The sequence below is a fragment of the Paenibacillus terrisolis genome (genome assembly GCF_056171975.1).
This window is the reverse complement of record NZ_JBKFGG010000017.1, coordinates 81,687-107,066: the sequence shown is the minus strand read 5'-3', so window position 1 is coordinate 107,066 and position 25,380 is coordinate 81,687. Positions and strand designations below refer to the sequence as shown.

The window sequence follows — 25,380 nt, the reverse complement described above, 5'->3', positions numbered from 1 at the left end:
ATGACGAATCGGGAATCTGCCGGCGATTCGGCGGTTAAACGCCGCCATCGGCAGGAAGGTCCGCAAAAGCATGTCGTTGCTTTTATCTTCTCCATAGCGCTGACCCTGATCGCATTTGCGGCGGTGGCCGCCGGTGGAGTGAACACGGCATTTACGGTCATTCTGCTGCTGGTGATGGCGGTTCTGCAGGTCCTTGTGCAATTGGCTTACTGGATGCACATGAAGGACAAAGGCCATTTGATCCCGATCGTATTCATGGCCGGCGGATTTTTCGTGGCCGGTACGGCCGTTGTCGCGGCATTATATTGGGTATGGTGGTAAACAAAATTTGGGGGTTAACAGCTGCATAGCGGATACATTTCAGAAACGGGTATCGTTCCATTACGGGATGAGCGCCGTTTCTGCTTGCATTTAGGGGAGTGTTCACAATTTAGACAGAATTGGTGGCGGCGAAGGGAGGTTTTGCCGTGCTTGGATTAGAATACTTTAATTTTAAAGATGTTTGGAGCCCGGTTTTTCTGGCATGCCTGTTGCTGGCGACGGCGGGGTATTTCGTGCTTATCGGGCCGGTCGCGGAGAGGTTTGCCTCTGGAGAAAGCGTCTCTGCAGGCAAAAAAGCGCTGTTCGTGTTGGGGATGTTATGCTTATATGCGGCACAAGGAGGGCCTTTCGAGCTGCTCGGCCACATGATGTTCAGCTTTCACATGCTGAGTATGGCCTTGTCGTATCTCATCGCTCCGCCGCTGCTGATGCTGGGCTTGCCGCCATGGGTCTGGCGTAAAATCGTTTCATGGCTTGGCGGCGGTCCGCTGCGCCATTTTCGTTTTTTGGCGAGACCGGTAGCGGCTGCGGTCGTTTTTAACGGATTATTTTCCTTTTATCATATCCCGGCAGTTCATGACTATGTCATGCTGCATTTTAGCGTGCATCGGGCGTACTATTTGGCTCTGTTTCTGGCTTCGGGCTTGATGTGGTGGACGCTCGTCAATCCGCTGCCGGAGAAGGCGGGGCTGCAGGGACTTCGAAAAATCGGCTTTATTTTTCTCAATATGGTGCTGCTTACCCCAGCGTGCGGGTTGATTATTTTTGCGGGTAAACCTTTATATGCCACCTACAGCGATCCGTCCGCATGGGCCAAAGCGATGGGATACTGCGTGTCCGGCGATCCTTCGGCACTGCTCCTTAAATTCGGAGGGCCGCAATTTTTCGGCTATTTGCAGCCGACGGTCGATCAGCAGGTGGGCGGCATTTTGATGAAGTTCATCCAGGAATTTATTTTTGCTTCGATGCTCGCGTACGTGTTTTTCCAATGGTACAAGCAAGAGAACCGGGATGGCGGCGAGAGCGGCGAGGAGATCAAGGCGGTCGGGAACGGGCCGTAAACCTAGCGGAAGATAAAGGGCGGCATTAATGGCCAAACTTGCACGAAACTAAGCATGCTTACGAAGCGAGTTTTGCTCGAATTAATTCAAGGCAGCAACGCTCACAAAACTAAGCATGGGCTTACGAAGCCAGTTTTGTTCGAAGTAATTCAACGCAACAACGCTCACAAAACTAAGCATGGGCTTACGAAGCTAGTTTTGTTCGAAGTAATTCAACGCAGCAACGCTCACAAAACTAAGCATGGGCTTACGAAGCTAGTTTTGTTCGAAGTAATTCAACGCAGCAACGCTCACAAAACTTTTAGGAGGATTAGGAATGGATATTTTTACATTGTTCCCGACGCTGAGCACGGCGTTTATCGTTATTAGCGCGGTGCTGGTGGCGATCGGTTGGGGACTGATCATCAAGGGCAGACGGGAAGCGCACAAGAAAACGATGATTGCCGCGGCAGTGGCGGCGGTGCTCTTTTTTCTGATATACATTTCGCGGACGGCATTCGTCGGAAACACCTCCTGGGGCGGGCCCGATAATCTGAAGGGTTACTATCAGACGTTCCTCGTTTTTCACATCGTGCTTGCCACAGTGGCGGCGGTGTTTGGTTTGACGACGCTATTCCTTGGGTTTAAAGAGAAGTATGCCAAGCACCGGAAGTGGGGACGGGTGACTTCGGTCATCTGGTTTTTTACGGCGATCACGGGCGTAGCGGTTTATGTACTGCTTTACCTGATGTACCCGGGCGGACATACGAAACCGGTATGGGACGTTATTTTGGGATTTTAAGCGGAACAAACGAGCTATAATATGAATTAAGAATGCATCTAAAAAGCCTTTGGCTATTGGCAACTGTGGGTACACGGTTGGCGGTGGCCAGGGTTTTTTTAGTTTGGAGTGAGTTGTTTAAGCGGGTCCTCAATCGGCAGGATTAAGCCATAATAGGGGGCGGCACTTTGAAAATTGCGGAGGTTGCACGGCTCGAGTCAGGAATGTTGTATTTCATGCAACAATTTGCGGCAGGGAACAAGCAATGAGGTACAAATGTTGTACTTTATGCAGCAATTTGGCCTGTAGTCGCTACTTTTTGCCGATATGCCCAGAAAATTTTGCACTTTATACAACAAAATACACTTTAAGCCCCGATACGGCTCTAAATATTGCATTTTATACAACATTTGCTTAGGTGACAAACTAAATATCCGACCTCCCGCTCCGTTCTGTCAAATCCTGCACCAGATTCCGCAATAGCTCAGGTGAGAGGCTGAATATCCGGCCTCCCGCTACCCGACTTGTCGGAATACTACGTCATATCCCGCAGTATTGGCGAGTGACTGTTTAGTTAGTGTCGGGATTCGTACCGCATGGCCGGGGGAGGTTGTGTTCCCGTCGGGGCGCCTTGCAGTTACAGCGAACATGAACTCAACCATGTGAGAACGCTCCAGCCAATATAAAAGGTCATCGGATCAGACCACACTTGCAGTGCCTTTTTACAAAATTAGGGTTGACGACAAAATCGCTGCCGTATATACTGTGTATAAAGATATAAACAGTATACACAGTGTTTAAACGATTTTAGCTTACTTAGGAAGTAAGCCTGAGAGAACGAGAAGAGGCGAAGAAAGGTTGATTGGGTTGAACAGGTGGAAAGATGCATGGATCATTTTTATGAAAGACCTGCGCCTGGATCGTGTATATCTGATCTGGAACGTCCTTTTCATGGTGTATACGGCCGGCATGGTAAGCATGATGTACATGACGAGAGTGACGAGCGAGGTAAAGGTTGTCACGAACCCGACGGCCGATTTTTTGCTGCTGCTGACAATGCCTTTGACCGGTTTTTATTTCTCGCGCCGATCCTTTAATTATATCAAAGAAGATTTGTACACATTGATGCTGCGCTACTATCGGACACTTCCCATTCCGGTTTCCACAATCATGCGAAGCCGGCTGATCCAGCTCGGAACGGCTATGATTTTTAATGGGGTGATCTTTTACGCCGGCGTGTATCTTATTACGGGTTCGTTCAGGCACGAGCTGAATTTTGCGCAGTTTATCGCTTTCGTCTTAACCTGGAGCGGTTTTTCACTGATGGTTAACGCGGTGTACATCTATTATGAATTATTAAAAAAAGGAAGAACCTATTTCTGGATCACGGTTGCTTCGATGCTTGGCGCAGGTATGTTGACTTTCATCGTCAGCTGGAGTCACGGCAATTTGCTGACATATACGGTGAAGATGGCCAAGAGCTACTCTTTGTTGTCACCGGTGATGTGGGGATCATTGGCCGCAGGAGCCGTTCTCTTGATATTGTCCGCAGCGATTACGGAACGCAAGCTGGCCAAAAGGGATTTGTCGTAGGAAAATGAGCGGGTTGAACACCGTAAGACCGGAGGTGAGCATGGAAAGGTGTGGATTCCCATTCAAATCAATGAAAACAGTGCGGAACCGCTTTATCATCAAATAGAAACGCAGCTTAGATCCCTGATCGTAAGCGGACAAGTGGCAGAGGGAACGCTGCTGCCCTCCATCCGGGAATTTGCCGGAAGCCTGAACTGCAGTGTGATCACCGTGCGCCGGGTATATCAGGATTTGGAGAACGAAGGGCTGCTGCGAACGAGACAAGGGACCGGCACCTTTGTAGCCAAAGTCGAAGCGGGCGAGCGGGATAACTACCGGAGAGCGGTTGTACAGACTGCGGTTGAAGAAGCCGTGGACAAAGGAAAATCGGTCCAATACGGCGAGGAGGAGCTGAAGGAGCTGTTTTTGCAAATACTGCGGCAAAAGTATCGTGGACCTGAAGATAAGGAAACGGGGAAGGGAGAGCGGAGCTGATGGAACAGAAGCTGGCGGTGGAGCTGGCCGGAGTAAGAAAGCGAAGACGAAGAAAAGATATCGGTCCGATTGATCTGAAGATCCCGGAAGGGTACATTGTGGCTCTGGTCGGTCCTAACGGTTCGGGTAAAAGCACCATCCTTCAGTTTATGATGCAGGGACTGGTGCCGGACGAAGGAAACATCGAGTGGTACGGCATAGCTTCGGATGGGCTGCTGCCTACGGAAATCAGGCAGCGGATTGGGTATGTGCCCGAGACTCCGGCATTGGAAGAAAATTATATGACCGCGGAAGAGGCCGCCCGGTTTCGAGCCCACTGGTATCCGAGTTGGGAAGACGAGTACTTTGAAGCATTAATGACCCGCTTTGAGGTGCCGCGGCGGGAGCGGCTGAACCGAATGTCGAAGGGGGAGCGCCGAAAATTCGAAATCGCGGCCGCGTTAGCGGCCAGACCGAAACTGCTGCTGCTTGACGAGCCTTCGTCCGGGCTGGATCCGTTTGCGTGGAAAAGCATGATTGACGATTTAAGAGGCTGCATGGATAAAGAAGATGTCACCATCGTCATTTGTACGCACGTGGTTGAAGAAGTGAAAAGACTGGCGGATTTTGTTGCGCTGGTTTCCCGCGGCCAGATACTGGGCATGGTGGAAAAAGACATGCTTCTCGGAAGCTGGAAGGAAATCTGGGTAAAAGGAGACGGAATTTCGACAGCGCTTGTTCCAGGCGAGGTGATTCGCCGCGAAGATGGCCCCTCCATCAGCAAATTCGTCGTTCGTGACAGCGATGGCCTCGAGCGGCAATGTGTCGCAAACGGGCTGCAGGTGATGAACAGCAGAGCCTTGGATCTCGAAGAAACTCTGGGACTGTGGCTTGAAGGACACAAACCTGTCATGTGAGGCGCTTGAGACCGTTTTGAAACAGCTTATGCGGTCGTCCGTATCAATCGTGTAAGAGCATTTACTTACTTTTTGGAAAAGAGGGAGTAGAGTTATGGCGCATCCATTAGTTTTGGAGAAAGTTGTGAAGCAGTTTGGGGAGAAAACCGCGGTCAGCGAAATTTCGCTGCAGGTGGAGGAAGGCGAAATCTACGGCCTGCTGGGAGCCAACGGAGCCGGCAAGACAACGACGATGCGGATGGTGCTGGGCCTGATCTACCCGGATGGCGGGACCATTTCGTACAACGGCAAACCGTACGGAAAAGAGCTGCAGTCGCAGATGGGCTACTTGCCCGAGGAACGCGGCTTGTATCCGAAGGTGAAAATCAGCGACCAGATCATTTATCTGGCAAAGCTGCGCGGAATGTCGGCGGCCGAGGCGGACAAAAGTCTGCGCTACTGGCTGGACCGGTTTGAAGTGCCGGAATACTACGATAAGAAAATTGAGGAGTTGTCCAAAGGGAATCAGCAAAAGATGGGTTTTATCGCCGCCGTCGTTCATAAACCAAAGCTGGTGATATTGGACGAAGCCTTTAGCGGTTTGGACCCCGTCAACGTGGAATTGTTGAAAGCAACGGTAAAAGAGCTCCGCGATGCCGGAACCAGCATTTTGTTCTCGACGCACCGGATGGAGCATGTGGAAGAGCTTTGCCGGAATATCACGATCCTCGACCGTTCCAAGACGGTTCTTCAGGGCAGCTTGCGAGAAATCAAAAGCCGCTACCCGCGCGAGGAAGTTGTTCTTTATACGCCGGGAGAAGTGCCGGGGCTTGAACAACTGGACGGCGTAGTTCGTGTGGAGCGCAAGGAACGCGGGTATCGAATTCGGATTTCCAAGGTGGACGCCGCGCAGGCGATTTTGCGAAGAGCAATGGAGCATGGACAGGTGGAGCACTTCGAGATCCTGGAACCTACGCTGAATCAAATTTTCATTAAAGAGGTGGGTGAGTCGAATGAATAAAATGGGCACGGTTATCGGATTTACTTTTCTGAATAAAGTCAGAACCAAATCTTTTGTCGTAACGACGCTGGTCATCGCTATTTTGGTTTCCGTAGGCCTCCATGTTCCTTATTTCATCGACAAATTTTCCGGAAGCGACGACAGTCCGGCTGCCATCGGGATTGTCTACGACAGTCAACCCGAGCTGGCCGAATCCTTTAAAACGTATACCGATAAGCAGACAACGCCCGGCTATACGCTGACCGAATATAAGCAGGCCGATACGCAGCAGCTGGCCAGCGATTTGGATGCCGGCAAAATCGACGGATACCTGGAGTTTGCAAAAGGAGAGGGTGGCGATTTTCCTGCCGTAACGTATACCTCGAAAAAAGACAGCTTGCCCGTGAGCTTGCAAACGGCCCTGCAGGCGGCGCTGCAAAACGTAAAGGCGCAGTACATCACCAAAGGCACGCTAAGCGAAGCGCAGATCGCGGCGCTGAATGCTCCGGTCCTGATCCAGCCGGTTCAAGCGGAACAAAATGGAGCGGATAATGCGGCGGCCGACGATTCGGATAAAAATAACCAGGCCCTCTTTATCAACTATGCGCTCGCATACGTGCTTATCATTCTTTTCTTCATGACCAATATGATGACGGGGAACATGATCGCGGCCGAAGTAACCTCGGAGAAAAGCTCACGCATCATGGAGATTCTCATCACCAGCGTATCGCCGCTCGCTCAAATGTTCGGCAAGATCATCGGCATGTTTTTTATCGGACTGCTGCAGATTGTCATTTTAGGCGCGGTTGTCGCGGCTAACCTCTCGCTGCCGTACAATCAGGCGTTGTACGCCGATTTGAACCTGGATTTATCGCAAATGAATGTGGAGGTTCTCGTGTTCGGCCTGATCTTCTATGTGCTGGGTTATTTCCTCTACGCGACACTGTTTGCCGCTATCGGCTCGCTCGTAAGCCGCACGGAAGATTTGGGTCAGGCGATTATGCCGATTACGATGCTCTCTTTGGCTTCTTTCTACATCGGGATTTTCAGCATAAATGCACCTAACTCCTTGCTGCTTAAGGTGTGCTCCTACATTCCGTTTGTTTCGCCGGTTTCGATGATCGTCCGGATCGGTGTCGGCAATCCCCCGATTTGGGAAACCATCCTGTCGCTTGTCGTGCTGGCCGTGTTTATCGTCCTGTTCGGATGGCTGTCGGCCAAGATCTACCGCACGGGCGTCCTACTTTATGGCAAACGCCCATCAATCAAAGAGCTTCGCAAAGCGATGAAGGCTTACAAGATTTAAGGGTGGAAGGAAGAAAAAAAGGATGAGCTTAGCCGCTCATCCTTTTTTGTATGTCCTATGGACGAAATATCTTTATTCGGTTCTAAGCGCAATAACCGGATCTTTCTTGGCCGCCATTCGCGACGGGAAGAAGCCTGCAATCAAGGTGAGGGCCATGCTGCCCGCAATCAGGATGACGGCGTGAAGCGGACTCAGCGAAGCGATATGGCTAATGTCGGTGAGCCGGGCGATGACAATGTCGATCACGATCGACAAGAGATAAGAGAGCGCCACACCGATGACGCCTGCCGTAAATCCAATAATCAGGGCTTCCGCATTAAACACCCTGGAAATATCCTTTTTGCGCGCGCCAACGCTGCGGAGAATGCCGATTTCCTTGGTGCGCTCGATGACCGAAACATACGTGATGATGGCAATCATGATGGTGGAGACGATCAAAGAAATGGCGGCAAAGCCGATAAGCACATAAGAAATCGTATTAAGCAAAGTCCCCGTTATTTTGGAAATGGTCTCGGCCATATCCGTGTATGTGACTTGATCCGCTTCCGATTTTCCTTGGTTATAATCGTCGAGGTATTGCTTGATGTCATCTTTGACATCGAAGTTGGCCGGATAAATACTGATGCCCGTCGGCGTGGTATCCGCGCCCAAACTCAGCAAGTTGGCTTGTTTCGCCGTATCGTTCGCAAAAGGCGCGCCCGTCAATACGTCCTTGTCACTGCCCGATTGGGCTTTGGCAATTTCGGAATTTTTGGCATGATCCAGTACATAATCGGTTAATGCGGTGGTATATACGAACCCTTCCGAAAAATAAGAGCTGCTTACGTCCTGCTTCACGCGAAGGACACCAACCACCGTAAGCGGCAGACTGCTGTCTTTTTCAAATAGCGCTGAGTAATCGCCTGGATTTGCCGCCGTGAACAATGCCCCGTTGTTCGTATAATAGTCGTTGTTATTGATTACTTTAAGCAGCGTTTTGCCGATCAGATCGTTTGCATTGTACGATTTCGAATCTGAAGGCATGCCAATCTTTTCGAAAAAGGCTTCATCCAGGCGGTTATATTCGTCCACCACGATGGCCACTTCGTTTTTGGCGCTTGGAAGCCTGCTGTCTTGGCCGATCAGGTCATACATGGACAGAACGAAATCCTTGTTGCCGGGCATTTCCTGCCAATAGGTGCTGCCCGAGCCCGGCATTTGCATGCCTGGTGCTCCGGGAGAAGTATCAAACTTGACGACGGAATCCCCGGCTTTTGCCAGCAAATTCATAGTTGTGCCCCGCTGGTAGGTGATGTTGTTGACGGCTCCCGGAAGCGCAGGCTCCAGGTTCTGAATGTACTGCAGGTAATCATCAGTAAGGACGTTTGTATGTCTCTTCATATTTTGCTCTTTGTCGTAACGATAAATCGTGCTGCCGTCAGGGAACTCCTGATACGATGAGGCATCATTGTTCTGAGGCCCTCTTGAAAAATCAAAGCTTTGCTCCGAGGTGCTGACGGTAATCGGGAACCCGGACATCGTATCGGATTGCATGGAATCCATATAAGAAGACAGGCCGCTCGACAACGCCAGCACAAGCGCAACGCCAATAATGCCGATGCTTCCGGCAAAAGCCGTCGTAATCGTTCGTCCCCGTTTGGTCAGGAGGTTCTTAAAGGAAAGCTGCATAGCCGTTTTAAGGGACATGGAAGTATTCTTTAACTTTTGCGGTTTAGGAGTTTGCCCGGAGGTGAAGCTGTTCGTTTCCTCGTCCGATGCAGGAGGATTGCTGTCCGATTGGACGACGCCGTCCAAAAGGCGGATAATCCGGTCCGAATACCGCTCCGCCAGCTCCCCGTTGTGCGTGACCATGATGACGAGGCGCGTGCCTGCTATTTTTTTCAAAATATCCATGACCTGGATGCTGGTTTGACTGTCTAGAGCTCCGGTGGGCTCATCCGCCAAAATGATGTCGGGATCGTTCACTAGCGCTCTGGCGATGGCCACACGCTGCATTTGACCGCCGGACAGCTGGTTGGGCTTTTTCTTCAGCTTGTCCGTAAGCCCAACTTCGGCCAGCGCTTGTTTGGCGCGGCGTTTTCTTTCCGCGGGAGAGACGCCCGATAAAGTAAGGGCTATTTCAACATTTTCCAAAATAGTCTGGTGCCCGATCAGATTATAGCTCTGAAACACAAAGCCGATGGACCGGTTGCGGTACGCATCCCAATCCGCATCTTTAAATGCTTTGGTCGATTGGCCGTTTATAATCAAGTCTCCGCTGTCATAACGGTCAAGGCCTCCGATAATATTAAGCAGGGTCGTTTTGCCGCAGCCGGACTGGCCCAGAATGGAGACGAATTCACTTTCCCTGAATCCCAGCGATACTCCTTTCAGAACCGTAATATTTTCTCCGTTTCCATAGGTTTTTTGAATATGGTCTAGTCTAAGCTTTAACACGGGTATGGCCTCCATTTCTATTTGTGTGCCTTAAGGTTAGCAGGACAAGATCAACCGAATATCAACAAACCGGAATACGATTTTCTGTTAAAATTCAGTTGATACTAAGGTTAAACAAAACGATATGGGGTTGTTTTCAACCAGGCGGAGGCATGTATCATGTTTAGAATATTGATCGTGGAAGATGATATAAACACCAGAAAGCTGATGAGCGCCGTTTTTAAGCAAAACGGGTTTGAAACGCTGCAAGCGGAGGATGGCGCCGCTGCGCTTGAACTGATGGACAAACAGCATGTGGACCTGGTCGTTGCGGATGTCATGATGCCGAACATGGACGGGTACGAGCTGACCAGACAACTCCGGCTTGCTTGGGAGAATATACCGATTCTGATGGTAACGGCCAAGCAGGAAGCGAAAGATAAAAGGCAGGGTTTCCTTGCCGGTACGGACGATTATATGACGAAACCCGTCGATGAGCAGGAAATGGTGCTTCGCGTCAAGGCCCTGCTGCGCAGGGCGCAAGTCGCAAGCGACCACAAACTGAACCTTGGCGACGTTTCGCTTGATTATGACGCGCTCACCGTGTCCCGCCAGCATGAGACGATTACGCTGCCGCAAAAGGAATTTCATCTATTGTTCAAGCTTCTATCCTACCCCAACATGATTTTCACCCGGCTGCAGCTCATGGATGAAATCTGGGGAATGGAGTCTGAAACGAACGACCATACGCTGAATGTGCATATTAACCGATTGAGGGACCGGTTTTGGGACTGGCAGGAGTTTGAAATTGTAACGGTGCGAGGAGTCGGATATAAAGCGGTGAAGAAAATATGAAGTCCAAAAACCGGTTCTCCCAGAAACGATTCCAAAAAAGATTAAGCCTGACCATCTCGCTGGTTTTGTTTGTTTTTGCCGTTATGTTGGGAGCATTCTTGCTGGGTGGAACGATCGTCGTGGTTTTCTATAAGCTGGGCTTGCTGTCGTTTGCCAATCAGGAGCACGGCGGCAGACATGAGGGAGGTCCTTACGGCTTTTTATTCTCTTTGATTGTGCTGTGCATTTTGCTCGGAACGGCATTAACCATTTTTTTCAGTAAAAAGGCGCTGAATCCGATCCGCAAAGTGATTGACGCCACGCAAAGGATTGCCGGAGGCGATTTTGACGTCCGGGTCGACATTAAAGGCATCGGCGAACTGGAAGAGCTTTCACAAAGTTTCAATAAAATGGCGCATGATTTGTCTTCCATCGAAACGCTGCGCAGCGATTTCGTCAACAACTTTTCCCACGAATTCAAAACGCCGATCGTATCCATTCGCGGATTCGCCAAGCTGCTTAAAGGAAAGGTGAGCGAAGAAGAACGGCATGAATATTTGGATATCATCATTGCCGAATCCGAACGCCTGGCCGAGCTTTCCACCAATGTTCTCAATATGTCGAAGTACGAAAATATTGAAATCATTACGGACAAAGCCTTGTACCGGCTGGATGAGCAAATCCGGATGGCCGTTGTGATTACGGAGCCGAAATGGTCTTTTAAAGAGGTTGACGTCAATGTGGAGCTGGATAAGGTGCTTTTTAGAGGGAATGAGGATTTGACCCAGCAAATCTGGCTTAATCTTCTGGACAACGCCATCAAATTCGCGGAGCCCGGGGGAAGGATCAATCTTAGTCTTGTTCAAATGAACGAAGAGATCCGGTTTGCCATTGAAGATCACGGTCCCGGGATGGATGCGCAGACGAAAGACCGCATTTTCGATAAGTTTTATCAAGGAGATACTTCCCATGCCAAAGCCGGAAACGGGCTGGGGCTGGCTATTGTAAAACGGATCGTCGAACTTTGCAAAGGAACGATTGAAGTAGAAAGCGAGCTTGGAAAAGGAAGCCGGTTCATCATTTATTTGCCGGAGGGGCGGATGTGATCGTAAGTGCATTGGATTGAAGGAACTTCGATGTTGGTCAAGCGAGGGGGCCATGTTCAAAGCGCTGGGTGGCTTATTCTAGCTGGCTGATTCCCGGCAGAACTATGAAGAATTCGGATAGGCCATCCGAATCGTTTGACTTGACTTAAAGTGAACTGTAAGTGATAGACTACAAGGTATCTTTTAGTTGAGGAGAGTGAGCGGAAAATGGACTATGTAAAGCTGGGCAATACCGGGTTGGATGTGTCCCGTCTTTGCATGGGCTGCATGAGTTTCGGTGTCGCTGAGCGTTGGGTTCATCCTTGGGTGCTTGACGAGGAGCGGAGCCGGCCAATTATTAAAGCAGCTCTTGACGCAGGCATTAACTTTTTTGATACGGCAAATGTGTATTCTGACGGAACGAGCGAGGAAATCGTCGGGAGGGCGCTCAAGGATTATGCAAATCGGGATGAGATCGTCATCGCGACGAAGGTTTTTTTTCGTATGCACGAGGGTCCGAACGGGGCGGGACTATCCCGAAAGTCGATCATGGGCGAAATCGACAAAAGCCTCAAACGCCTTGGAACGGATTATGTGGATCTGTACCAAATTCATCGGTGGGATTATCACACCCCCGTCGAAGAAACCATGGAAGCGCTGAACGATGTGGTAAAGGCCGGAAAGGCCAGATATATTGGAGCTTCCGCCATGTTCGCCTGGCAGTTTTTAAAGGCGAATCACACCGCGGAGAACCAGGGTTGGAGTAAATTCGTATCGATGCAAAATCATTACAACCTCATTTATCGCGAAGAGGAGAGAGAGATGCTGCCGCTTTGCAAGGAGGAAAAAATCGGCGTCATTCCATACAGTCCGCTTGCATCGGGGAGATTGACCCGAGACTGGGCCGAGGCAACGCATCGCTCCGAAACGGATCAAGTTCAAAAATCGAAATACAGCGCGATGGAAAATGCCGACCGATTGGTTGTGGAGCGCGTGGCTTCCGTTGCGGAAAATCGCGGAGTTCCTCGCGCTCAGATCGCGCTTGCCTGGCTGCTGCATAAGGCGCCCGTGACTTCTCCAATTATCGGGGTCACCAAAATGTCCCATCTTGAAGACGGGTTATCCGCTCTTTCGATTAAGTTAACGCCTGAAGAGATAACGTTCTTGGAAGAGCCTTATGTTCCGCATCCGGTCGTTGGGCCGCAGTAAGAACGGCTTATTTTAAAATTGAAAATAAATCTATGCGCGCAAATGGGCAGCCGAGCGATAAGTTCGGCTGCTTTTGCTGATTGAAAGTAGAAGTAACGCGCGTTCAGGGCTGTAACGGATATGAGAGACGCAATTTCACTCATTGAGAGGTTTTTACCGTTCTAAGGGACTCCGGAAACCTTATTTGGGTAATAAGGGGCCGGAAAGTGATGAAAGGGAGCAAATAAGGAATCCTGATTCCGTTAGATTCTCTTGGCGTGCAATCATGCTCGAATAACGTGTCTCAGATTCGTTAGCGTTAGCCGGGGCAAACCTTGCAATCTTTCACCCTTTGCCGATGAAGATATTTGACGGCCGCCGTGCTCCGAATTTACCCGGACAACTCACCCGCGCTCCCGGTCCTCAGTACACTGTAAAAGCGACTAAGCATTTGTCCGATGCTTGTTTTCGAATTTGTGTATATGGGGGAAATGGCATGCCCATCAAAAACGGTAAGAAGTATATTGAGCGAATCGATCGCCAAAAAATCAATCTTTGGTATAACGGTGAGCGTGTGGCCGGTCCTTTGTCCGGACATCCCGCTTTCCGCGGACTGATCCGGACGCAGGCCGATTTATACGACATGCAGTGCGACGAGAAATATACCGACGAGATGAGCTACGTTTCTCCGCTCACCGGGGACCGGGTGGGGCTGTCTTTTTTGCCGCCGGCGACCAAGGAGGATCTGGTGCGAAGAAGACGGATGACCGAGCTTTGGTCGAGCCGGCATCACGGTTTTCTCGGCCGTTCTCCCGACTATATGAACACGACGCTGATGGCTTTTTATACGGCTTCGGCGATCCTTGATCAAGATGCTTCGAATTCGGAGTATGCCGGAAACCTGAAGCATTATTACGAATACTGCCGGGAGAACGACATCACGCTTTCCCACGCTTTTATCCAGCCGACGGCCAGCAAATGGTCGGGAATGACCGACTCGATCCAAGAAACCATCGCGGCCAAGGTCGTTCAGGCAGGACCGGAAGGGCTGATCGTCAGCGGCGCCTTCATGATGGCGACCCAAGGAGCGACGAGTGAGGAGATTTTAGTGTTCCCCTCAGCCTCTCTCGCTTTCTCGGAGGAGCGGAATCCCACCGCCTTTGCGTTTGCCGTGCCGAACGATGTCGAGGGAATCACGTTTATTTGCCGCGAGAGCTGCGCCCATGATAACCCGTTTGACCATCCGCTGAGCAGCCGTTACGAAGAGATGGATACGATGGTTATATTTGACCGCGTTTGCGTGCCTCATGAGCGGGTGTTTTACTTCGGGGACGAGCAAATGGATGAACAGTTGTTTAACGAAGGGAATTTCTATCCTTATGCGGGCCATCAAATCATCTCCCGATATATCGCAAAAACGGAATTTTACTTAGGTTTGATTCAGGCCCTGGCGGAAGAACAAAACGTTGAAGTGAATCCGGAAGTAATAAGCCAGGTCGCACGAGCGGTAATGGTTCTTGAGAATCTCAAGGCGCTCCGCCTCGCCGCTGAAGAAACATGCGAATACACCCGCTTCGGATACTGCGTTCCGGGCGGCGGTCCGCTGAATGCCGCCATCCTGCAATTTCCCGATCATCATTCGGAGATGATCCGTACGATTCAGCTTCTGAGTGCCAGCAATCTGATCATGAACCCCTTCGAAGCGGATTTGCAATCGGACATCAAAGATCCCCTCGAAATATATCTCAAGGGGATCGATTCTACGGCCAGGGACCGGATTGCGCTGATGCGCCTGGCCTGGGAGCTTGGCGCCGGACCATTCGGCGGCAGACAGAGCCAGTTTGAACGTTTTTTCTTCGGCAACGGCAAGGCCGCGGTGAACCGGATCTACAACGGCTGCCGCGAACTGCAGTCGTATAAATCGATGATCAATGATGTTCTTGGAATTCCGAACGGGTTATAGGAACGTTCCGCCCGAAGCTTCGATCCGCTGCGCGTTGACCCAAGCGAGATCCGGCGTGCAAAGGGCAGCAACGACACCGCCGATATCATCGGGTTCGCCGACTCTTCCCAGGGCGGTAACGGAGCCGAGATAATCTTTCATTTCCTGATTTTTCTTTATAGCGCCTCCGGCAAAATCGGTGAGGATCGGTCCGGGAGCGACGGCATTGACGCGAATCCCTCGAGGGCCGAACTCCTTGGCCATATATTTGGTCAGGATTTCAATGGCGCCTTTCATGGATGCGTAAGCACTGTAGCCTTCCGTCACAAACCGGGCCAGCCCCGTGGACACATTAACGATTCCACCCTGATCGGCGAGAAGCGGCAGCAATTTTTGGGTTAGAAAATAGACTCCCTTAAAATGCACGTTCAGCAAACTGTCGAATTGCGCTTCCGTAGTGTCTGCGAGCGAGGCGTATTCGCCGGTTCCCGCGTTGTTCACAAGAAAATCGAAGCTGCTGCGATTCCATTTTTCCTTCAGCACGGCGGAGAGACGGGATGCGAATTCGTCGAATGAAGAAACGAGACCGGCATCGAGCTGAAGCGCGGCCGCCTTGCCGCCGTTATTTTCGATTTCCCGGACCACCTGCTCCGCTTGTTCCTGCTGCGAGTGATAAGTAAGAATAACATCAATTCCTTTTCGGGATAAGGCCATGGCCGAATTCTTGCCGAGACCGCGGCTTCCGCCCGTAACTAAAGCGATTTTGCGAGTATTGCTCATCTTGAATCTCTCCTCTGCATCTTTTTTTGCCACTTGATTATCGGAATCCGGTGGTTTACAGTGATAGTAATACTTCGAGTTAACTCTAAGTCAAGGGGGAGACAAAATAAATGAGTTACACCATTAATGAGGTCGCAAAGCGCTTCAATCTTACGGCGTATACTCTGCGATATTACGATAAGGAAGGACTGCTTCCCTATGTTTCGAGGAACAAATCGGGAAACCGCGAATTCAACGAGGAAGATCTGGACTGGGTCCAATTGATCTGCTGCCTCAAAGATACGGGAATGCAAATCAAAGAAATCAAGCAGTATTGCGATTTGAGCAAGGAAGGCAGAGCTTCGGGAGAGGAGCGCAAAAAATTGCTGAAGGAGCATCGCGCTTCGGTTTTGAAGCAAATGGAGGAACTGCGAAACTACATTGAGCTGATCGACGATAAAATTGCCTTTTATGATGATCCCGGCAACTACAAATTGATGGATAAATTAAAGGAAAAAGCGGAGGCAATAAAAAGCTGCCAACGTCTTTTAGGGCAGTGAACGACCAGGGTTTGAAGAGGGGGCCGGCTTAATAAGGAAAGTAATCTTTCCTGGCAGGCTTCTTTTTTTGTATTCAAAGCGTTCAAAAGTCCATTCCGAATACACATGATGTACACAGCCGTCTTTTATACTAAGTCTTGAAAACGAAGACGGGGGTGTTGTTCCTATTCATACAAAGGTACCGTTAAGGCAAAAATACGACCACAGGTGATGGCATATGAAACGAAGTATATTGCTCGTCGAGGACGATATGCTGATGCGAGAATTCATAGTTGATTATTTCAAAAAAGAACAGTGGGATGTGTTGGAGGCGGAGAACGGGAAAGTGGCGCTGGAGATGTTCGGGCAGAACTCCGTCGATCTCGTGGTGCTGGATATCATGATGCCGGAAATGGACGGCTGGTCCGTCTGCCGGCGGATACGTGAAAAATCGGATGTTCCGATCATCATGATTACGGCCCGGTCCGAGGATGACGACCAGGTCATGGGGTTTGAGCTTGGCGCCGACGAATACGTCACCAAGCCGCTAAGCCCCAGGGTGCTGGTTGCCCGGGCGAACGCATTGATGAAACGAAAGGAAGGCACGGTCGGACGAGAAGGGGAGATTCTTGTTTACGGGGATTTGCGCGTGAACCGGATGGCCCACACCGTAACCGCCCTGGGGAGCCCGGTGAATCTCACGCCTAAAGAGTATGACCTGCTGCTGTATTTGATCAAGCACGGCGGGAAGGTATTGTCCCGCGAAGCGATTTTGGATGCGGTATGGGGGTACGATTATTTGGGGGATTTGCGCGCCGTGGACACGCACATCAAAAAATTAAGAGCCAAACTGGGAGACGAAGGACGATATATCGTGACCGTGATTCGTTCGGGCTATAAATTCGAAGCGGAATCATGAGACGGCATGGCGTAGTTCTTAAGTTGTTTATCGTCACGTCGGCCATGATCTTAATCGTGTTCTCTCTTGTGATGCTGGCGGAGGGAATGTTTTTCGAGAAGTTCTATCGCGCCTCCCGCGTTCACGAACTGGGGCAAAGCATGAATCGATTCGCGCTGGAATACAAGCAGGCGGACAGCGAACTGCAGGTTTCTCGGCTGCTTGGGGCTTTTATGAACGAAAACGATACCAGTACTGCGATTCTGAATGACCGGTTTGAGCGCGTGGATATCAATCCGTATTATTTGAAGCTGCGTACCGGGGACGGCAAAACCGTTACCGTTCTGATTCCCACGGAGGGCATGATGGCCAAAGCCCTGCCGCAAGGAATCCATAACGGCGAGCCATTGACGGTGGACGGGATGTTCATGGATCAGCGCGATACGATCATGAACCCCGTTGTCGTCGCGCGGACCGGCGGGAAGCTGGAGGAGGGCTTGGTACGGGTAAAAGGGGAGGTTGCCGATTTTATGCTGCCCGAGCAGCGGTCGTTCAACCCTCTTTATCAGGACGCATTAGTGGATGATTCGCTTCGCGACTGGATTACGCAATCGGAGCCCTACCGATCCCGCCTGCTGAACAACGAGTCGGTTCAAATGGAATGGAAGGATCCGTGGAGCGGGGTCGCGTATACGACCTTGATGCATCCACTTACAGAAGGAGGAGGCAAGGGCCGTTACTTGTTCGCCATGACTTCCCTCCAGCCGGTAGGAGAAGCCGTGCATATTCTGAAACGGTATTTCATTTATTTGGCTCCGATTTTGCTCGTTCTGGTCATGCTCTTATCGCTGGTCTATTCCCGGATCGTTTCCAAACCGCTGGTGACGTTGAACCGGTCGGCGGCTCGGCTGGCCAAGCTCGATTTCTCCGAGCAGCGGGAAATTCGCTCCCGGGACGAGTTCGGAGAGCTATCTCGCCATTTGACCGAGATGTCCCGGAATTTGGACGCCGCGCTAAATGAACTGACACTGGCCAATGAGCAGCTGCAGGAGGACGTGGAGGAAAAACGGCGTTCCGAGCAGTTGCGCAAAGAGCTGATCGCCAATATCTCGCATGAGCTGAAAACGCCGCTCGGGATCGTGAAAGGCTTTGCGGAAGGGCTTCAGGACGGGGTCGCCGATGACAAAAGAGACCGCTACCTCGCGCTGATCGTAAACGAGACCGACCGGATGAACGCCTTGATTATGGATATGCTGGAGCTGTCCAAATACGAGGTCAACGCCGTCCGGTTGCAGCCCCAAAGCTTTTCTTTGACCGCTTTGCTTAGCAGGGTTGCCGATTCTTTTGCGCAGCAGCTTGAGAATAAAGGGTTAACGATTGATTTTGAAACGGATGGGACAAAAACGCCTTGGGTTCAGGCGGATCCCAGACGGATCGAGCAGGTCGTACTGAATTTGCTAAGCAACGCCATTCGGCACGCCAAGGACAATAGCATGGTCGCCGTTCGAACCGGTCTGACCGCTTCAGGGAAGGTTAAGACGATCATTGAAAACGCCGGGACGCCGATCGCCGAGGAGGATTTGGGTCGGATTTGGGACCATTTTTACCGGGCCGAACGTTCCCGGGACCGCAAATCCGGGGGAACCGGCTTGGGACTTGCCATCGTCAAGCACATCCTTGAGCTCCATGGAAGCGAGTTTGGCGCGGAAAATACGGGCCGGGGCGTAGCCTTTTACTTTACATTAGATGAAAGCCGAGGAGAAGAACATGAACATTAAAATGAATAAAAAGAGAATTTCTTTTGTTATTGCCGCACTGACCTTGCTTTTGCTGACCAGCGCCTGCGGCGCCAAGTTGAACGCCGGAGCGCCGAACGCCACAGGCTCCCAGCCGTCGGCTGCGGACACGGAGGCGGCTTCGAATACCGCTAACGGTACCGACTTGGCGGACGCTGCGGACAACGCGAGCACGCCGGATACCGCGGACTCTCAGCAGGACCAGGCTTCCGATTCGGAAAACACGGCGAATGCCAATTCGGGCAATGCCGCCGGCGAGAATGGTTCGAATGCCTCGAGCGAGGACATTCTGATGATCATCGACCAGACGCCCAAACCGATTGAGGGGAACAGTTTCGACTTTTTCGTAAAAGAGCTGCCTGAAGGTTATATGCTTAACGAAATGCAGTGGATTTCCGGCGACAGCAAAATCGTCAACACGCTGAAGGAAGCGATCGAGCATGGCGGAAACGGAGAAGACGGCTTCTACATCAGCGGCGACGGCCAATTCTCCGGGTTCTTTTATCCGGATACCATGAAGGGCGAGGAAGGCCGCGTTATTTTCAAGTTCAAGAACGATCAAGGCAGCGAGATAAGCTGGGAGAAAAAGATTACCCTGAAATAATCGCTTTTTCTTAACGAATGAAACTCCATATCCCTTTTCTCATAAAAAGGCTCTTCCTTAAAATGCAGTTGCTCAGCACTTTAAGGGAAGGGCTTTTTGGCGCAATTTATGGACGGGGAAACGATGTGCGCCAATTATCCCTTGCCTGACATGGACTTCCTGATCTTTGGGCGGTGAAATGCCCCGACCGAGGTCGGGGAGCGATTTCCGCCTGGCGCCCGTTTTGGGATGGATGGCAAACCACTACAATGAAGCTGGAAAGTTGAACCACAGGATAAAAAGCAAGAGGATTGGGAGGAGTAAAAAATGAGCTGGTTAACAAAATGGGCCTTTTCAAACAAGGCCGCAGTGGGGCTGCTGATTGTCATGGCGCTTGTAATCGGAGCGATCAGCTATACCACGCTGCCGATGGAGTTTATGCCGGAGGCGGATAACCCGCAGGTGACCATTACCGTGATCGGTCCGGGGCAAAACGCCAAATCCATGGAAAAAAACGTAACGAAACCGATCGAGGATGCGGTGACCACGGTCAAAGGGAAAACCGAAATCCTGTCGACCTCCGGTGACGGGTACGCGAAGGTCGACATCTATTTTGACGGCAAAACGGATATGAAGCAGGCGACTCAAGATATCGAGAAATCCATTGACCCGCTGCAGTATCCGGAGGGCGTGATGAAGCCGTTCGTGCTTCAGCTCAACACCTCGATGATTCCGGTGGCGGAGGTATCGATATCCTTCAAAGAAGGATTAACCGATGCAAATATGAAAGTTGTCAACAATGAGATCATACCCGAGCTGCAAAAAATCAAAGGCATAGGCAATGTAGCCATATACGGAAAACCGGCACCGCAAATTACGGTGACCGCCGATCAAGCCAAATTGGCTCAGCACGGAATTACATACACGCAGTTGACAGGGCTGCTGCAGGGCCGCAACGTGTCGGCCTCCATCGGAGAACAAACGCTGGACGGTCAGACCGGCAGCATTAACGTGACCTCGAAAATCGACAGCCTGGATACGTTGAAAAAGCTCCAGGTTGCGGAAGGCGTTACGCTTAAAGATGTCGCGGCCGTCGACTTCAAGCAGGACCAGGAAAGCATCAGCCGATCCAACGGCAAGGACGTCCTGTTTGTCGACATTACGAAGGAAGCGAACGCCAATGCGGTTGACGTTGGCAACAAAGTAAAGGATGCAGTTGATTCAATCAATAAAACCGTGGACAATGTCGATATTTCCATGGTTGTAAGCACTTCGGACATGGTCGTGAACTCCGTCAATAGCATGATGAGGGAAGTATTGATGGGCGCTTTATTCGCAACAATCATCATCCTGCTGTTCCTGCGCAGCTTCCGGGCCACGCTGGTTACCATCGTATCCATTCCGTTATCTCTCGCCGCAACGTTGTATTTGCTGAAATCGTCCGGCGTGACCTTGAACGTTATCACGCTTGGCGGCGTAGCCGTGGCGGTCGGACGGCTGGTCGACGATAGCATTGTCGTGATCGAAAACATTTACCGCAGGCTGCAAAAGGAGCCCTTCTCCTTTGACATGATCATCGGCGCTACGAAGGAAGTGGCAAGGGCGATTACCGCCTCGACGATTACGACGGTAGCCGTATTTTTGCCGATGGGTCTGCTGCGCGGCGGACTGCAGGCATTCCTGCTGCCGTTTGCGTTAACGGTGACCTATTCCTTGCTGACTTCGCTTGTCGTGGCTCTGACCGTAGTACCGCTGCTGAGTTCTTGGGTGCTGCGTCGCTCGAAGCTTAAGGAAGGCGAACCTTCCAAACGTTTTGCCGGATTCCTGCGTTGGAATCTTGCCCATAAATGGGTAACGCTCACGCTGGCATTCCTGTTGTTCGCCGCCTCGGTCGGAACTTACATTTATATGCCCAAGGGCGCCCTGGACGCTTCGGACGCGGAGTACGTCGTTGTCGAATTGAAATACCCGAACGACGTGCCTGTAGATGAGGTTATTCAAAAAGGGAAGCAATTGGAGCAGGATTTGATCAAGCAGGATCAAGCCGAGAACGTTCTGATGCAATCCGGCAACAGTACGGACGGGGCCAAGTGGGGGAATGTTTCCTCGCTGACCCAGGTGGATTTCACCGTCGTGATGAAGGAAGGCGCCGATGCGAAAAAATTCCTGGATCACGTCCGCGAGCAAAAAAGCGCCTATGAAGGAGCCACTTTAACCGCCGATGAAATGAGCTTAATAGGCGGGACCGGCTCTACGATCGAATATGTCGATATCGTAGGGGACGACATGGAAGCGGTTCGTTCGGTCGCCAAACAGGTCATGGATAAAGCAGGGACTGTGGATGGAGTGGAGAAAGTGTCCAGCAGCCTCGACGACACCAAGCCGGTATATGACTTTAATGTGGACCCTTCTCAAGCCAATGCCCAGCAGCTTGCCATGCAGATCGGCGCCATGCTGAATCCGATCCCGCTCGGTCAAACGGATATCAACGGGACGGGAACGACCTCTGTCGTACTGCAGCCCGCGGTTCAGCCCAAAACGGAGCAGGATCTGAAGTCCATTCCGTTGATGACGCCGGCGGGACCGGTGCCGCTGAGCCGGTTGACGACCTTGTCGGTGCATGATGAACCGGCGATGCTGTACCACAAAGACGGGAAAAACTACCTGCGCATTTCGGCCGAGGTCGATCCGAAAAAAGTGTCCGAAATCGGCGCAAATATGAAGAAAGAAACCGACAAAATCAAGCTGCCGGACGGAGTTGAACTGTTCGCGGGCGGTGCCTCCGCCGACCAGGCCGGCGATTTTAGCGATCTGGGCTTGACCGCGCTCATATCCATCGGCCTCGTATACCTGATCATGGTACTGACATTCAAAACGCTGCGCGCGCCGCTCGCCATCATGTTCTCGCTGCCGCTGGCGGCCATCGGAGCCATTGTCGGGCTGCTCGTTTCCGGCGTAACCCCGGACTTCACCGCCATGTTCGGCGCGTTGATGCTGATCGGCATCGTCGTCACGAATGCAGTTGTGCTCATCGACCGTATCAAACATAACGAGGAGCATATGTCCATCCGCGAAGCGATCATCGAAGCGGCCGGCGTGCGGATGCGCCCGATCCTGATGACGGCGATCGCCACGATCTGCGCGATGCTGCCGCTCGTATTCGGCCATCCGGAAACGGGCAGCATCGTCTCCCAAAGCTTGGCTATCGTGGTCATCGGCGGACTGGCGGCGGCCACGGTGCTGACGCTGATCGTCGTGCCGGTGATCTACGAACTGCTGTATTTCCGCAAATCGGCCAACCAGCGCAAGCAAGCTGTCGAAGTCGAGTCGGAAGCACAAGCCGGCTAACCCTTACGTCAGGTACACAAAGCAAAAGCGAAAAGCCGGGTTCCCCTTCGGCTTTTCGCTTTTTTCGTTTCGTTAAAATATGACAAATGGTTAACTGGTATGAAATTTTGGACTGGTGTAATCTGTTAATATGCCCGGAAGGTGTACACATGTTATTTTAGGGGAGGGTTATTTTGAAAAAGCTTATAGGTTTGTTCACGGCTTTATTATTACTATTAACCCCGGCTTATTCCATTGCGCAAGCCGAAGACTCTGCAGAGGGATATCCGGAAAGCCTGCTATATGACAACACACAGGTATATTCACTTTCCGCTGATCAATCTCTGCTTGTGGATCGGACCGACAACAGGTTGTACGCGCTGGATTTGGCTGCGCAGAAGACGGTCTGGAGCCAAAAGTTCACGGCAATTTACGACATCGATATATTAACGAACCCTGCCAAGCTGGTGGTTCTTACCGAGGAGAACCATCATCCGAAGAAAATCACGCTGTCGGTTGACGGAAAGGTTTTGTCGCAGCAGGTGTATGCCAGAATCAATCTGGCGGGAGAGCAGAAGCTGAACTGGCTGCCGGCTCTGAACCAAGCAAAAGAGCAACTTGCGATCGCGGCGGACGGCAAGGTGAAGGTGTACCAGAATCCTTGGACGAGTCCCTTATACACCGTGCCTTACAGCATTTCGAGCGATGCCGGATTTGAAGGCGTAAGACTGCTGGACATTGGGCTGAATTTCCCCTATGCGGTCGTTCAATTAAGAGGAGAAAGCTTGATGCAGTCGCAGGGAATGTACAGAATCATTAACCTTCAAACCAAGCAAGCGCAAACGATCTCCATGGCCTGGAATGTAAACTCGCAATTTACGGTAGAGGGAAACGAGTTGGTCGTTAACACATCAAGCATCATTGGCCAGCCGCTCGGAATTATTCCTGACAAGGAATATATTCTTTATGCACGGTACGATTTAAAAACCGGGCTTCCATCGGTTAAAGCGACTCGCTCGTTCTCGGCGCTCGATTCCAATTGGAAAACGGCCTATGTGAACCACCGGCTGCTGTTCGTGGATTCGGAGCGCGGCATACAGTATTTCTTGGATCAAAAGGGGAATGAACTAGCCGAAGATGCGGTTACGATGGAGGCGCTTAGAAACAAGTTCATCGGGTACGGGAAAAGTGATATCTTTTACCTGACTCCTGCGAGCAATAACCAGGCAGCTTTTCTTGCGAAGCCTATCGAGCCTATCGAACAATAGCCCTATAGAACTTGGAAGGGACCTTGCCGCAGCGAATGCGTGCGAGGTCCTTTTTGAATGAAGTCAAAATTGTAAGTAATTCACTCGCGTGGAAACTGTTTTTTGAAACTTTCTCCGTTTCCGGATCGTTTACAATAGAAGAAATACAGAAATAGAAAAGGTAAGGAGAAGCCGACATGCCAACAGCATCGCTGCCCAGCCGTTCTACTGTCAAGCGGGGCAAAGGAGCGAAACAACGCAAGAAGACGCAAAAAAGGCGGAAACGCGGATTCTTTTTCTTTTTGGGCCGGTTTTGCCTTTTAATGATATTTTTAGGATTGGCAACTGGAATCTGGCTGTTTTTTACCCCATCGGGTAACGAAATGCGATATTTAATGGCTGATACGCTGATCACGACGCAGCACCGGAAATGGGCGAAATATATCATCGGGCAAGCGGAGCTGGATAAACGGGTCGCCGCTTATCAGGCTCAGTTTGATCAAATGGGTGCGGAAAAAGACACGCATACGATCACGGCCCCTCCGAAGGACGCGCCGGATGAGGAGGACAAGCCGTTAACCGAAATCGAAGAAGTTTCGGGCAAAGGATACCATGGCTATGTGCTTACGGTGAACGATCCGACCAAAATTCGGCTTGGCGTCCCGGCTAAACGAGGCAAAGGCGAGAAGGTGTCCAGCATGGTCGAACGTACCGGCGCCATTGCCGGGGTCAACGGCGGGGGATTTGCCGATCCCAATTGGAAAGGCAACGGATTTAAGCCGATTGGCCTAGTCATTTCTCAAGGCAAGCTTTTTTATAACGGACTCGGCTCCAAGAGCTCAACCCAGATCGTAGGCCTGGACAAAAACGGCAAAATGATCGCCGGCAATTATTCCATCGATGAATTGAAGGATATGGGCATTCAGGAGGCCGTTTCATTCCAGCCGCGGATTATCGTAAACGGTAAAGGATTGATCCGCAGCCAAAAAGAAGGATGGGGCATCGCGCCCCGGACGGCCATGGGGCAAAGAGCGGACGGAGCGATTTTATTCGTGGTGATCGATGGGCGTCAGCCAGGGTACAGCATCGGGGCAAGCCTTTACGATGTTCAACAAATTATGCTGGACCACGGCGCGGTCATCGCCGCCAATTTGGACGGTGGATCGTCAACCGTACTGGTGAAGCAGGGCGGTGATATCGTCAACAAACCGTCTTCCGAGTATGGAGAACGTTATTTGCCGACTGCTTTTCTCGTATTCGATCATCCGGAACAGGTCGATATTCCGAACATTTGGGAAGGGCTGCGCCCGCAGGATATTGACCCAGGGAAAAAATGAATCTCTCGGGATATATTTCCTATAATTTGAATGAAATTCG

At 51.1% G+C, this 25,380-nt stretch carries 22 protein-coding genes; 19 read left to right on the top strand and 3 right to left on the bottom strand.

The window, feature by feature from the left end; genetic code table 11:
- The 8 genes from ACI48K_RS16035 to ACI48K_RS16000 all read left to right on the top strand — a co-directional run bounded on the left by ACI48K_RS16035 (position 1) and on the right by ACI48K_RS16000 (position 7,390).
- Positions 1-321: a cytochrome C oxidase subunit IV family protein gene (locus ACI48K_RS16035; RefSeq protein WP_475028623.1), complete on the top strand. Its 321-nt coding sequence runs from the start codon at positions 1-3 to the stop codon at positions 319-321.
- Positions 322-467: 146 nt separating this feature from the next.
- Positions 468-1,382, top strand: a complete 915-nt coding sequence (ctaG, locus tag ACI48K_RS16030; RefSeq protein WP_475028622.1) for a cytochrome c oxidase assembly factor CtaG — start codon at positions 468-470, stop codon at positions 1,380-1,382.
- Positions 1,383-1,698: 316 nt separating this feature from the next.
- The gene (locus ACI48K_RS16025) at positions 1,699-2,163 is read left to right on the top strand and encodes a DUF420 domain-containing protein (RefSeq protein WP_475028621.1); all 465 of its coding nucleotides are present in this window, start codon (positions 1,699-1,701) and stop codon (positions 2,161-2,163) included.
- Between the two features lie 846 nt (positions 2,164-3,009).
- Entirely contained in the window at positions 3,010-3,735 is a 726-nt protein-coding gene (locus ACI48K_RS16020) for a hypothetical protein (RefSeq protein WP_475028620.1), read from the top strand.
- 48 nt (positions 3,736-3,783) lie between these two features.
- A complete protein-coding gene (locus tag ACI48K_RS16015) occupies positions 3,784-4,209 on the top strand; it encodes a GntR family transcriptional regulator (RefSeq protein ID WP_475028619.1) in 426 nt (141 codons plus the stop codon).
- Positions 4,209-5,105, top strand: a complete 897-nt coding sequence (locus tag ACI48K_RS16010) for an ATP-binding cassette domain-containing protein (protein ID WP_475028618.1) — start codon at positions 4,209-4,211, stop codon at positions 5,103-5,105. The genes ACI48K_RS16015 and ACI48K_RS16010 overlap by 1 nt, the downstream gene beginning before the upstream one ends.
- A gap of 94 nt (positions 5,106-5,199) precedes the next feature.
- Complete coding sequence (locus tag ACI48K_RS16005; protein WP_475028617.1) at positions 5,200-6,105, top strand: ABC transporter ATP-binding protein; 906 nt, start codon at positions 5,200-5,202, stop codon at positions 6,103-6,105.
- Positions 6,098-7,390 (top strand): ABC transporter permease, encoded by a 1,293-nt coding sequence (locus ACI48K_RS16000; RefSeq protein WP_475028616.1) that lies wholly within the window; start codon positions 6,098-6,100, stop codon positions 7,388-7,390. The genes ACI48K_RS16005 and ACI48K_RS16000 overlap by 8 nt, the downstream gene beginning before the upstream one ends.
- A gap of 72 nt (positions 7,391-7,462) precedes the next feature.
- Here the strand turns inward: ACI48K_RS16000 and ACI48K_RS15995 are convergent, their stop codons facing one another.
- Entirely contained in the window at positions 7,463-9,826 is a 2,364-nt protein-coding gene (locus ACI48K_RS15995; RefSeq protein WP_475028615.1) for an ABC transporter ATP-binding protein/permease, read from the bottom strand.
- Positions 9,827-9,985: 159 nt separating this feature from the next.
- Between ACI48K_RS15995 and ACI48K_RS15990 the strand changes: the two genes are divergently transcribed.
- The 4 genes from ACI48K_RS15990 (at position 9,986) to ACI48K_RS15975 (ending at position 14,875) form a co-directional block, all read left to right on the top strand.
- Entirely contained in the window at positions 9,986-10,660 is a 675-nt protein-coding gene (locus ACI48K_RS15990; protein ID WP_475028614.1) for a response regulator transcription factor, read from the top strand.
- Positions 10,657-11,745, top strand: a complete 1,089-nt coding sequence (locus tag ACI48K_RS15985) for a HAMP domain-containing sensor histidine kinase (RefSeq protein ID WP_475028613.1) — start codon at positions 10,657-10,659, stop codon at positions 11,743-11,745. The genes ACI48K_RS15990 and ACI48K_RS15985 overlap by 4 nt, the downstream gene beginning before the upstream one ends.
- 207 nt (positions 11,746-11,952) lie before the next feature.
- Complete coding sequence (locus ACI48K_RS15980) at positions 11,953-12,933, top strand: aldo/keto reductase (RefSeq protein ID WP_475028612.1); 981 nt, start codon at positions 11,953-11,955, stop codon at positions 12,931-12,933.
- A 475-nt stretch (positions 12,934-13,408) separates the two neighbouring features.
- Complete coding sequence (locus ACI48K_RS15975; RefSeq protein WP_475028611.1) at positions 13,409-14,875, top strand: 4-hydroxyphenylacetate 3-hydroxylase family protein; 1,467 nt, start codon at positions 13,409-13,411, stop codon at positions 14,873-14,875.
- On the opposite strand, the gene ACI48K_RS15970 is transcribed toward ACI48K_RS15975, so the two are convergent.
- On the bottom strand, positions 14,870-15,634 hold the full coding sequence (locus ACI48K_RS15970; RefSeq protein WP_475028610.1) for an SDR family NAD(P)-dependent oxidoreductase: 765 nt from the start codon (positions 15,632-15,634) through the stop codon (positions 14,870-14,872). The two genes, ACI48K_RS15975 and ACI48K_RS15970, sit on opposite strands and share 6 nt — an antisense overlap.
- 110 nt (positions 15,635-15,744) lie before the next feature.
- Here ACI48K_RS15970 and ACI48K_RS15965 point away from each other — a divergent pair, with 110 nt between their 5' ends.
- The 6 genes from ACI48K_RS15965 to ACI48K_RS15940 all read left to right on the top strand — a co-directional run bounded on the left by ACI48K_RS15965 (position 15,745) and on the right by ACI48K_RS15940 (position 24,024).
- Positions 15,745-16,173, top strand: coding sequence for a MerR family transcriptional regulator (locus ACI48K_RS15965; RefSeq protein ID WP_475028609.1), 429 nt, complete (start codon positions 15,745-15,747; stop codon positions 16,171-16,173).
- Positions 16,174-16,390: 217 nt separating this feature from the next.
- Positions 16,391-17,071, top strand: coding sequence for a response regulator transcription factor (locus ACI48K_RS15960; RefSeq protein ID WP_475028608.1), 681 nt, complete (start codon positions 16,391-16,393; stop codon positions 17,069-17,071).
- Positions 17,068-18,828 (top strand): sensor histidine kinase, encoded by a 1,761-nt coding sequence (locus tag ACI48K_RS15955; RefSeq protein WP_475028607.1) that lies wholly within the window; start codon positions 17,068-17,070, stop codon positions 18,826-18,828. The genes ACI48K_RS15960 and ACI48K_RS15955 overlap by 4 nt, the downstream gene beginning before the upstream one ends.
- The gene (locus tag ACI48K_RS15950; protein WP_475028606.1) at positions 18,818-19,450 is read left to right on the top strand and encodes a hypothetical protein; all 633 of its coding nucleotides are present in this window, start codon (positions 18,818-18,820) and stop codon (positions 19,448-19,450) included. The genes ACI48K_RS15955 and ACI48K_RS15950 overlap by 11 nt, the downstream gene beginning before the upstream one ends.
- A gap of 306 nt (positions 19,451-19,756) precedes the next feature.
- Entirely contained in the window at positions 19,757-22,777 is a 3,021-nt protein-coding gene (locus tag ACI48K_RS15945) for an efflux RND transporter permease subunit (RefSeq protein ID WP_475028605.1), read from the top strand.
- A 173-nt stretch (positions 22,778-22,950) separates the two neighbouring features.
- On the top strand, positions 22,951-24,024 hold the full coding sequence (locus tag ACI48K_RS15940; protein ID WP_475028604.1) for a hypothetical protein: 1,074 nt from the start codon (positions 22,951-22,953) through the stop codon (positions 24,022-24,024).
- Here ACI48K_RS15940 and ACI48K_RS15935 read toward each other — a convergent pair.
- Positions 24,011-24,418, bottom strand: a complete 408-nt coding sequence (locus ACI48K_RS15935) for a hypothetical protein (protein WP_475028603.1) — start codon at positions 24,416-24,418, stop codon at positions 24,011-24,013. The genes ACI48K_RS15940 and ACI48K_RS15935 overlap by 14 nt on opposite strands.
- On the opposite strand from ACI48K_RS15935, the gene ACI48K_RS15930 reads away from it, so the two are divergent.
- Positions 24,399-25,340: a phosphodiester glycosidase family protein gene (locus tag ACI48K_RS15930; RefSeq protein WP_475028602.1), complete on the top strand. Its 942-nt coding sequence runs from the start codon at positions 24,399-24,401 to the stop codon at positions 25,338-25,340. The genes ACI48K_RS15935 and ACI48K_RS15930 overlap by 20 nt on opposite strands.
- The last annotated feature ends 40 nt before the right edge of the window (positions 25,341-25,380 follow it).

Coding starts and splice junctions, on each gene's coding strand:
- ACI48K_RS16035 (WP_475028623.1), top strand. CDS start 1: ATGACGAATCGGGAATCTGCCGGCGATTCGGCGGTTAAACGCCGCCAT.
- ACI48K_RS16025 (WP_475028621.1), top strand. CDS start 1,699: ATGGATATTTTTACATTGTTCCCGACGCTGAGCACGGCGTTTATCGTT.
- ACI48K_RS16010 (WP_475028618.1), top strand. CDS start 4,209: ATGGAACAGAAGCTGGCGGTGGAGCTGGCCGGAGTAAGAAAGCGAAGA.
- ACI48K_RS16005 (WP_475028617.1), top strand. CDS start 5,200: ATGGCGCATCCATTAGTTTTGGAGAAAGTTGTGAAGCAGTTTGGGGAG.
- ACI48K_RS16000 (WP_475028616.1), top strand. CDS start 6,098: ATGAATAAAATGGGCACGGTTATCGGATTTACTTTTCTGAATAAAGTC.
- ACI48K_RS15990 (WP_475028614.1), top strand. CDS start 9,986: ATGTTTAGAATATTGATCGTGGAAGATGATATAAACACCAGAAAGCTG.
- ACI48K_RS15985 (WP_475028613.1), top strand. CDS start 10,657: ATGAAGTCCAAAAACCGGTTCTCCCAGAAACGATTCCAAAAAAGATTA.
- ACI48K_RS15980 (WP_475028612.1), top strand. CDS start 11,953: ATGGACTATGTAAAGCTGGGCAATACCGGGTTGGATGTGTCCCGTCTT.
- ACI48K_RS15975 (WP_475028611.1), top strand. CDS start 13,409: ATGCCCATCAAAAACGGTAAGAAGTATATTGAGCGAATCGATCGCCAA.
- ACI48K_RS15970 (WP_475028610.1), bottom strand. CDS start 15,634: ATGAGCAATACTCGCAAAATCGCTTTAGTTACGGGCGGAAGCCGCGGT.
- ACI48K_RS15965 (WP_475028609.1), top strand. CDS start 15,745: ATGAGTTACACCATTAATGAGGTCGCAAAGCGCTTCAATCTTACGGCG.
- ACI48K_RS15960 (WP_475028608.1), top strand. CDS start 16,391: ATGAAACGAAGTATATTGCTCGTCGAGGACGATATGCTGATGCGAGAA.
- ACI48K_RS15955 (WP_475028607.1), top strand. CDS start 17,068: ATGAGACGGCATGGCGTAGTTCTTAAGTTGTTTATCGTCACGTCGGCC.
- ACI48K_RS15950 (WP_475028606.1), top strand. CDS start 18,818: ATGAACATTAAAATGAATAAAAAGAGAATTTCTTTTGTTATTGCCGCA.
- ACI48K_RS15945 (WP_475028605.1), top strand. CDS start 19,757: ATGAGCTGGTTAACAAAATGGGCCTTTTCAAACAAGGCCGCAGTGGGG.
- ACI48K_RS15930 (WP_475028602.1), top strand. CDS start 24,399: ATGGCTGATACGCTGATCACGACGCAGCACCGGAAATGGGCGAAATAT.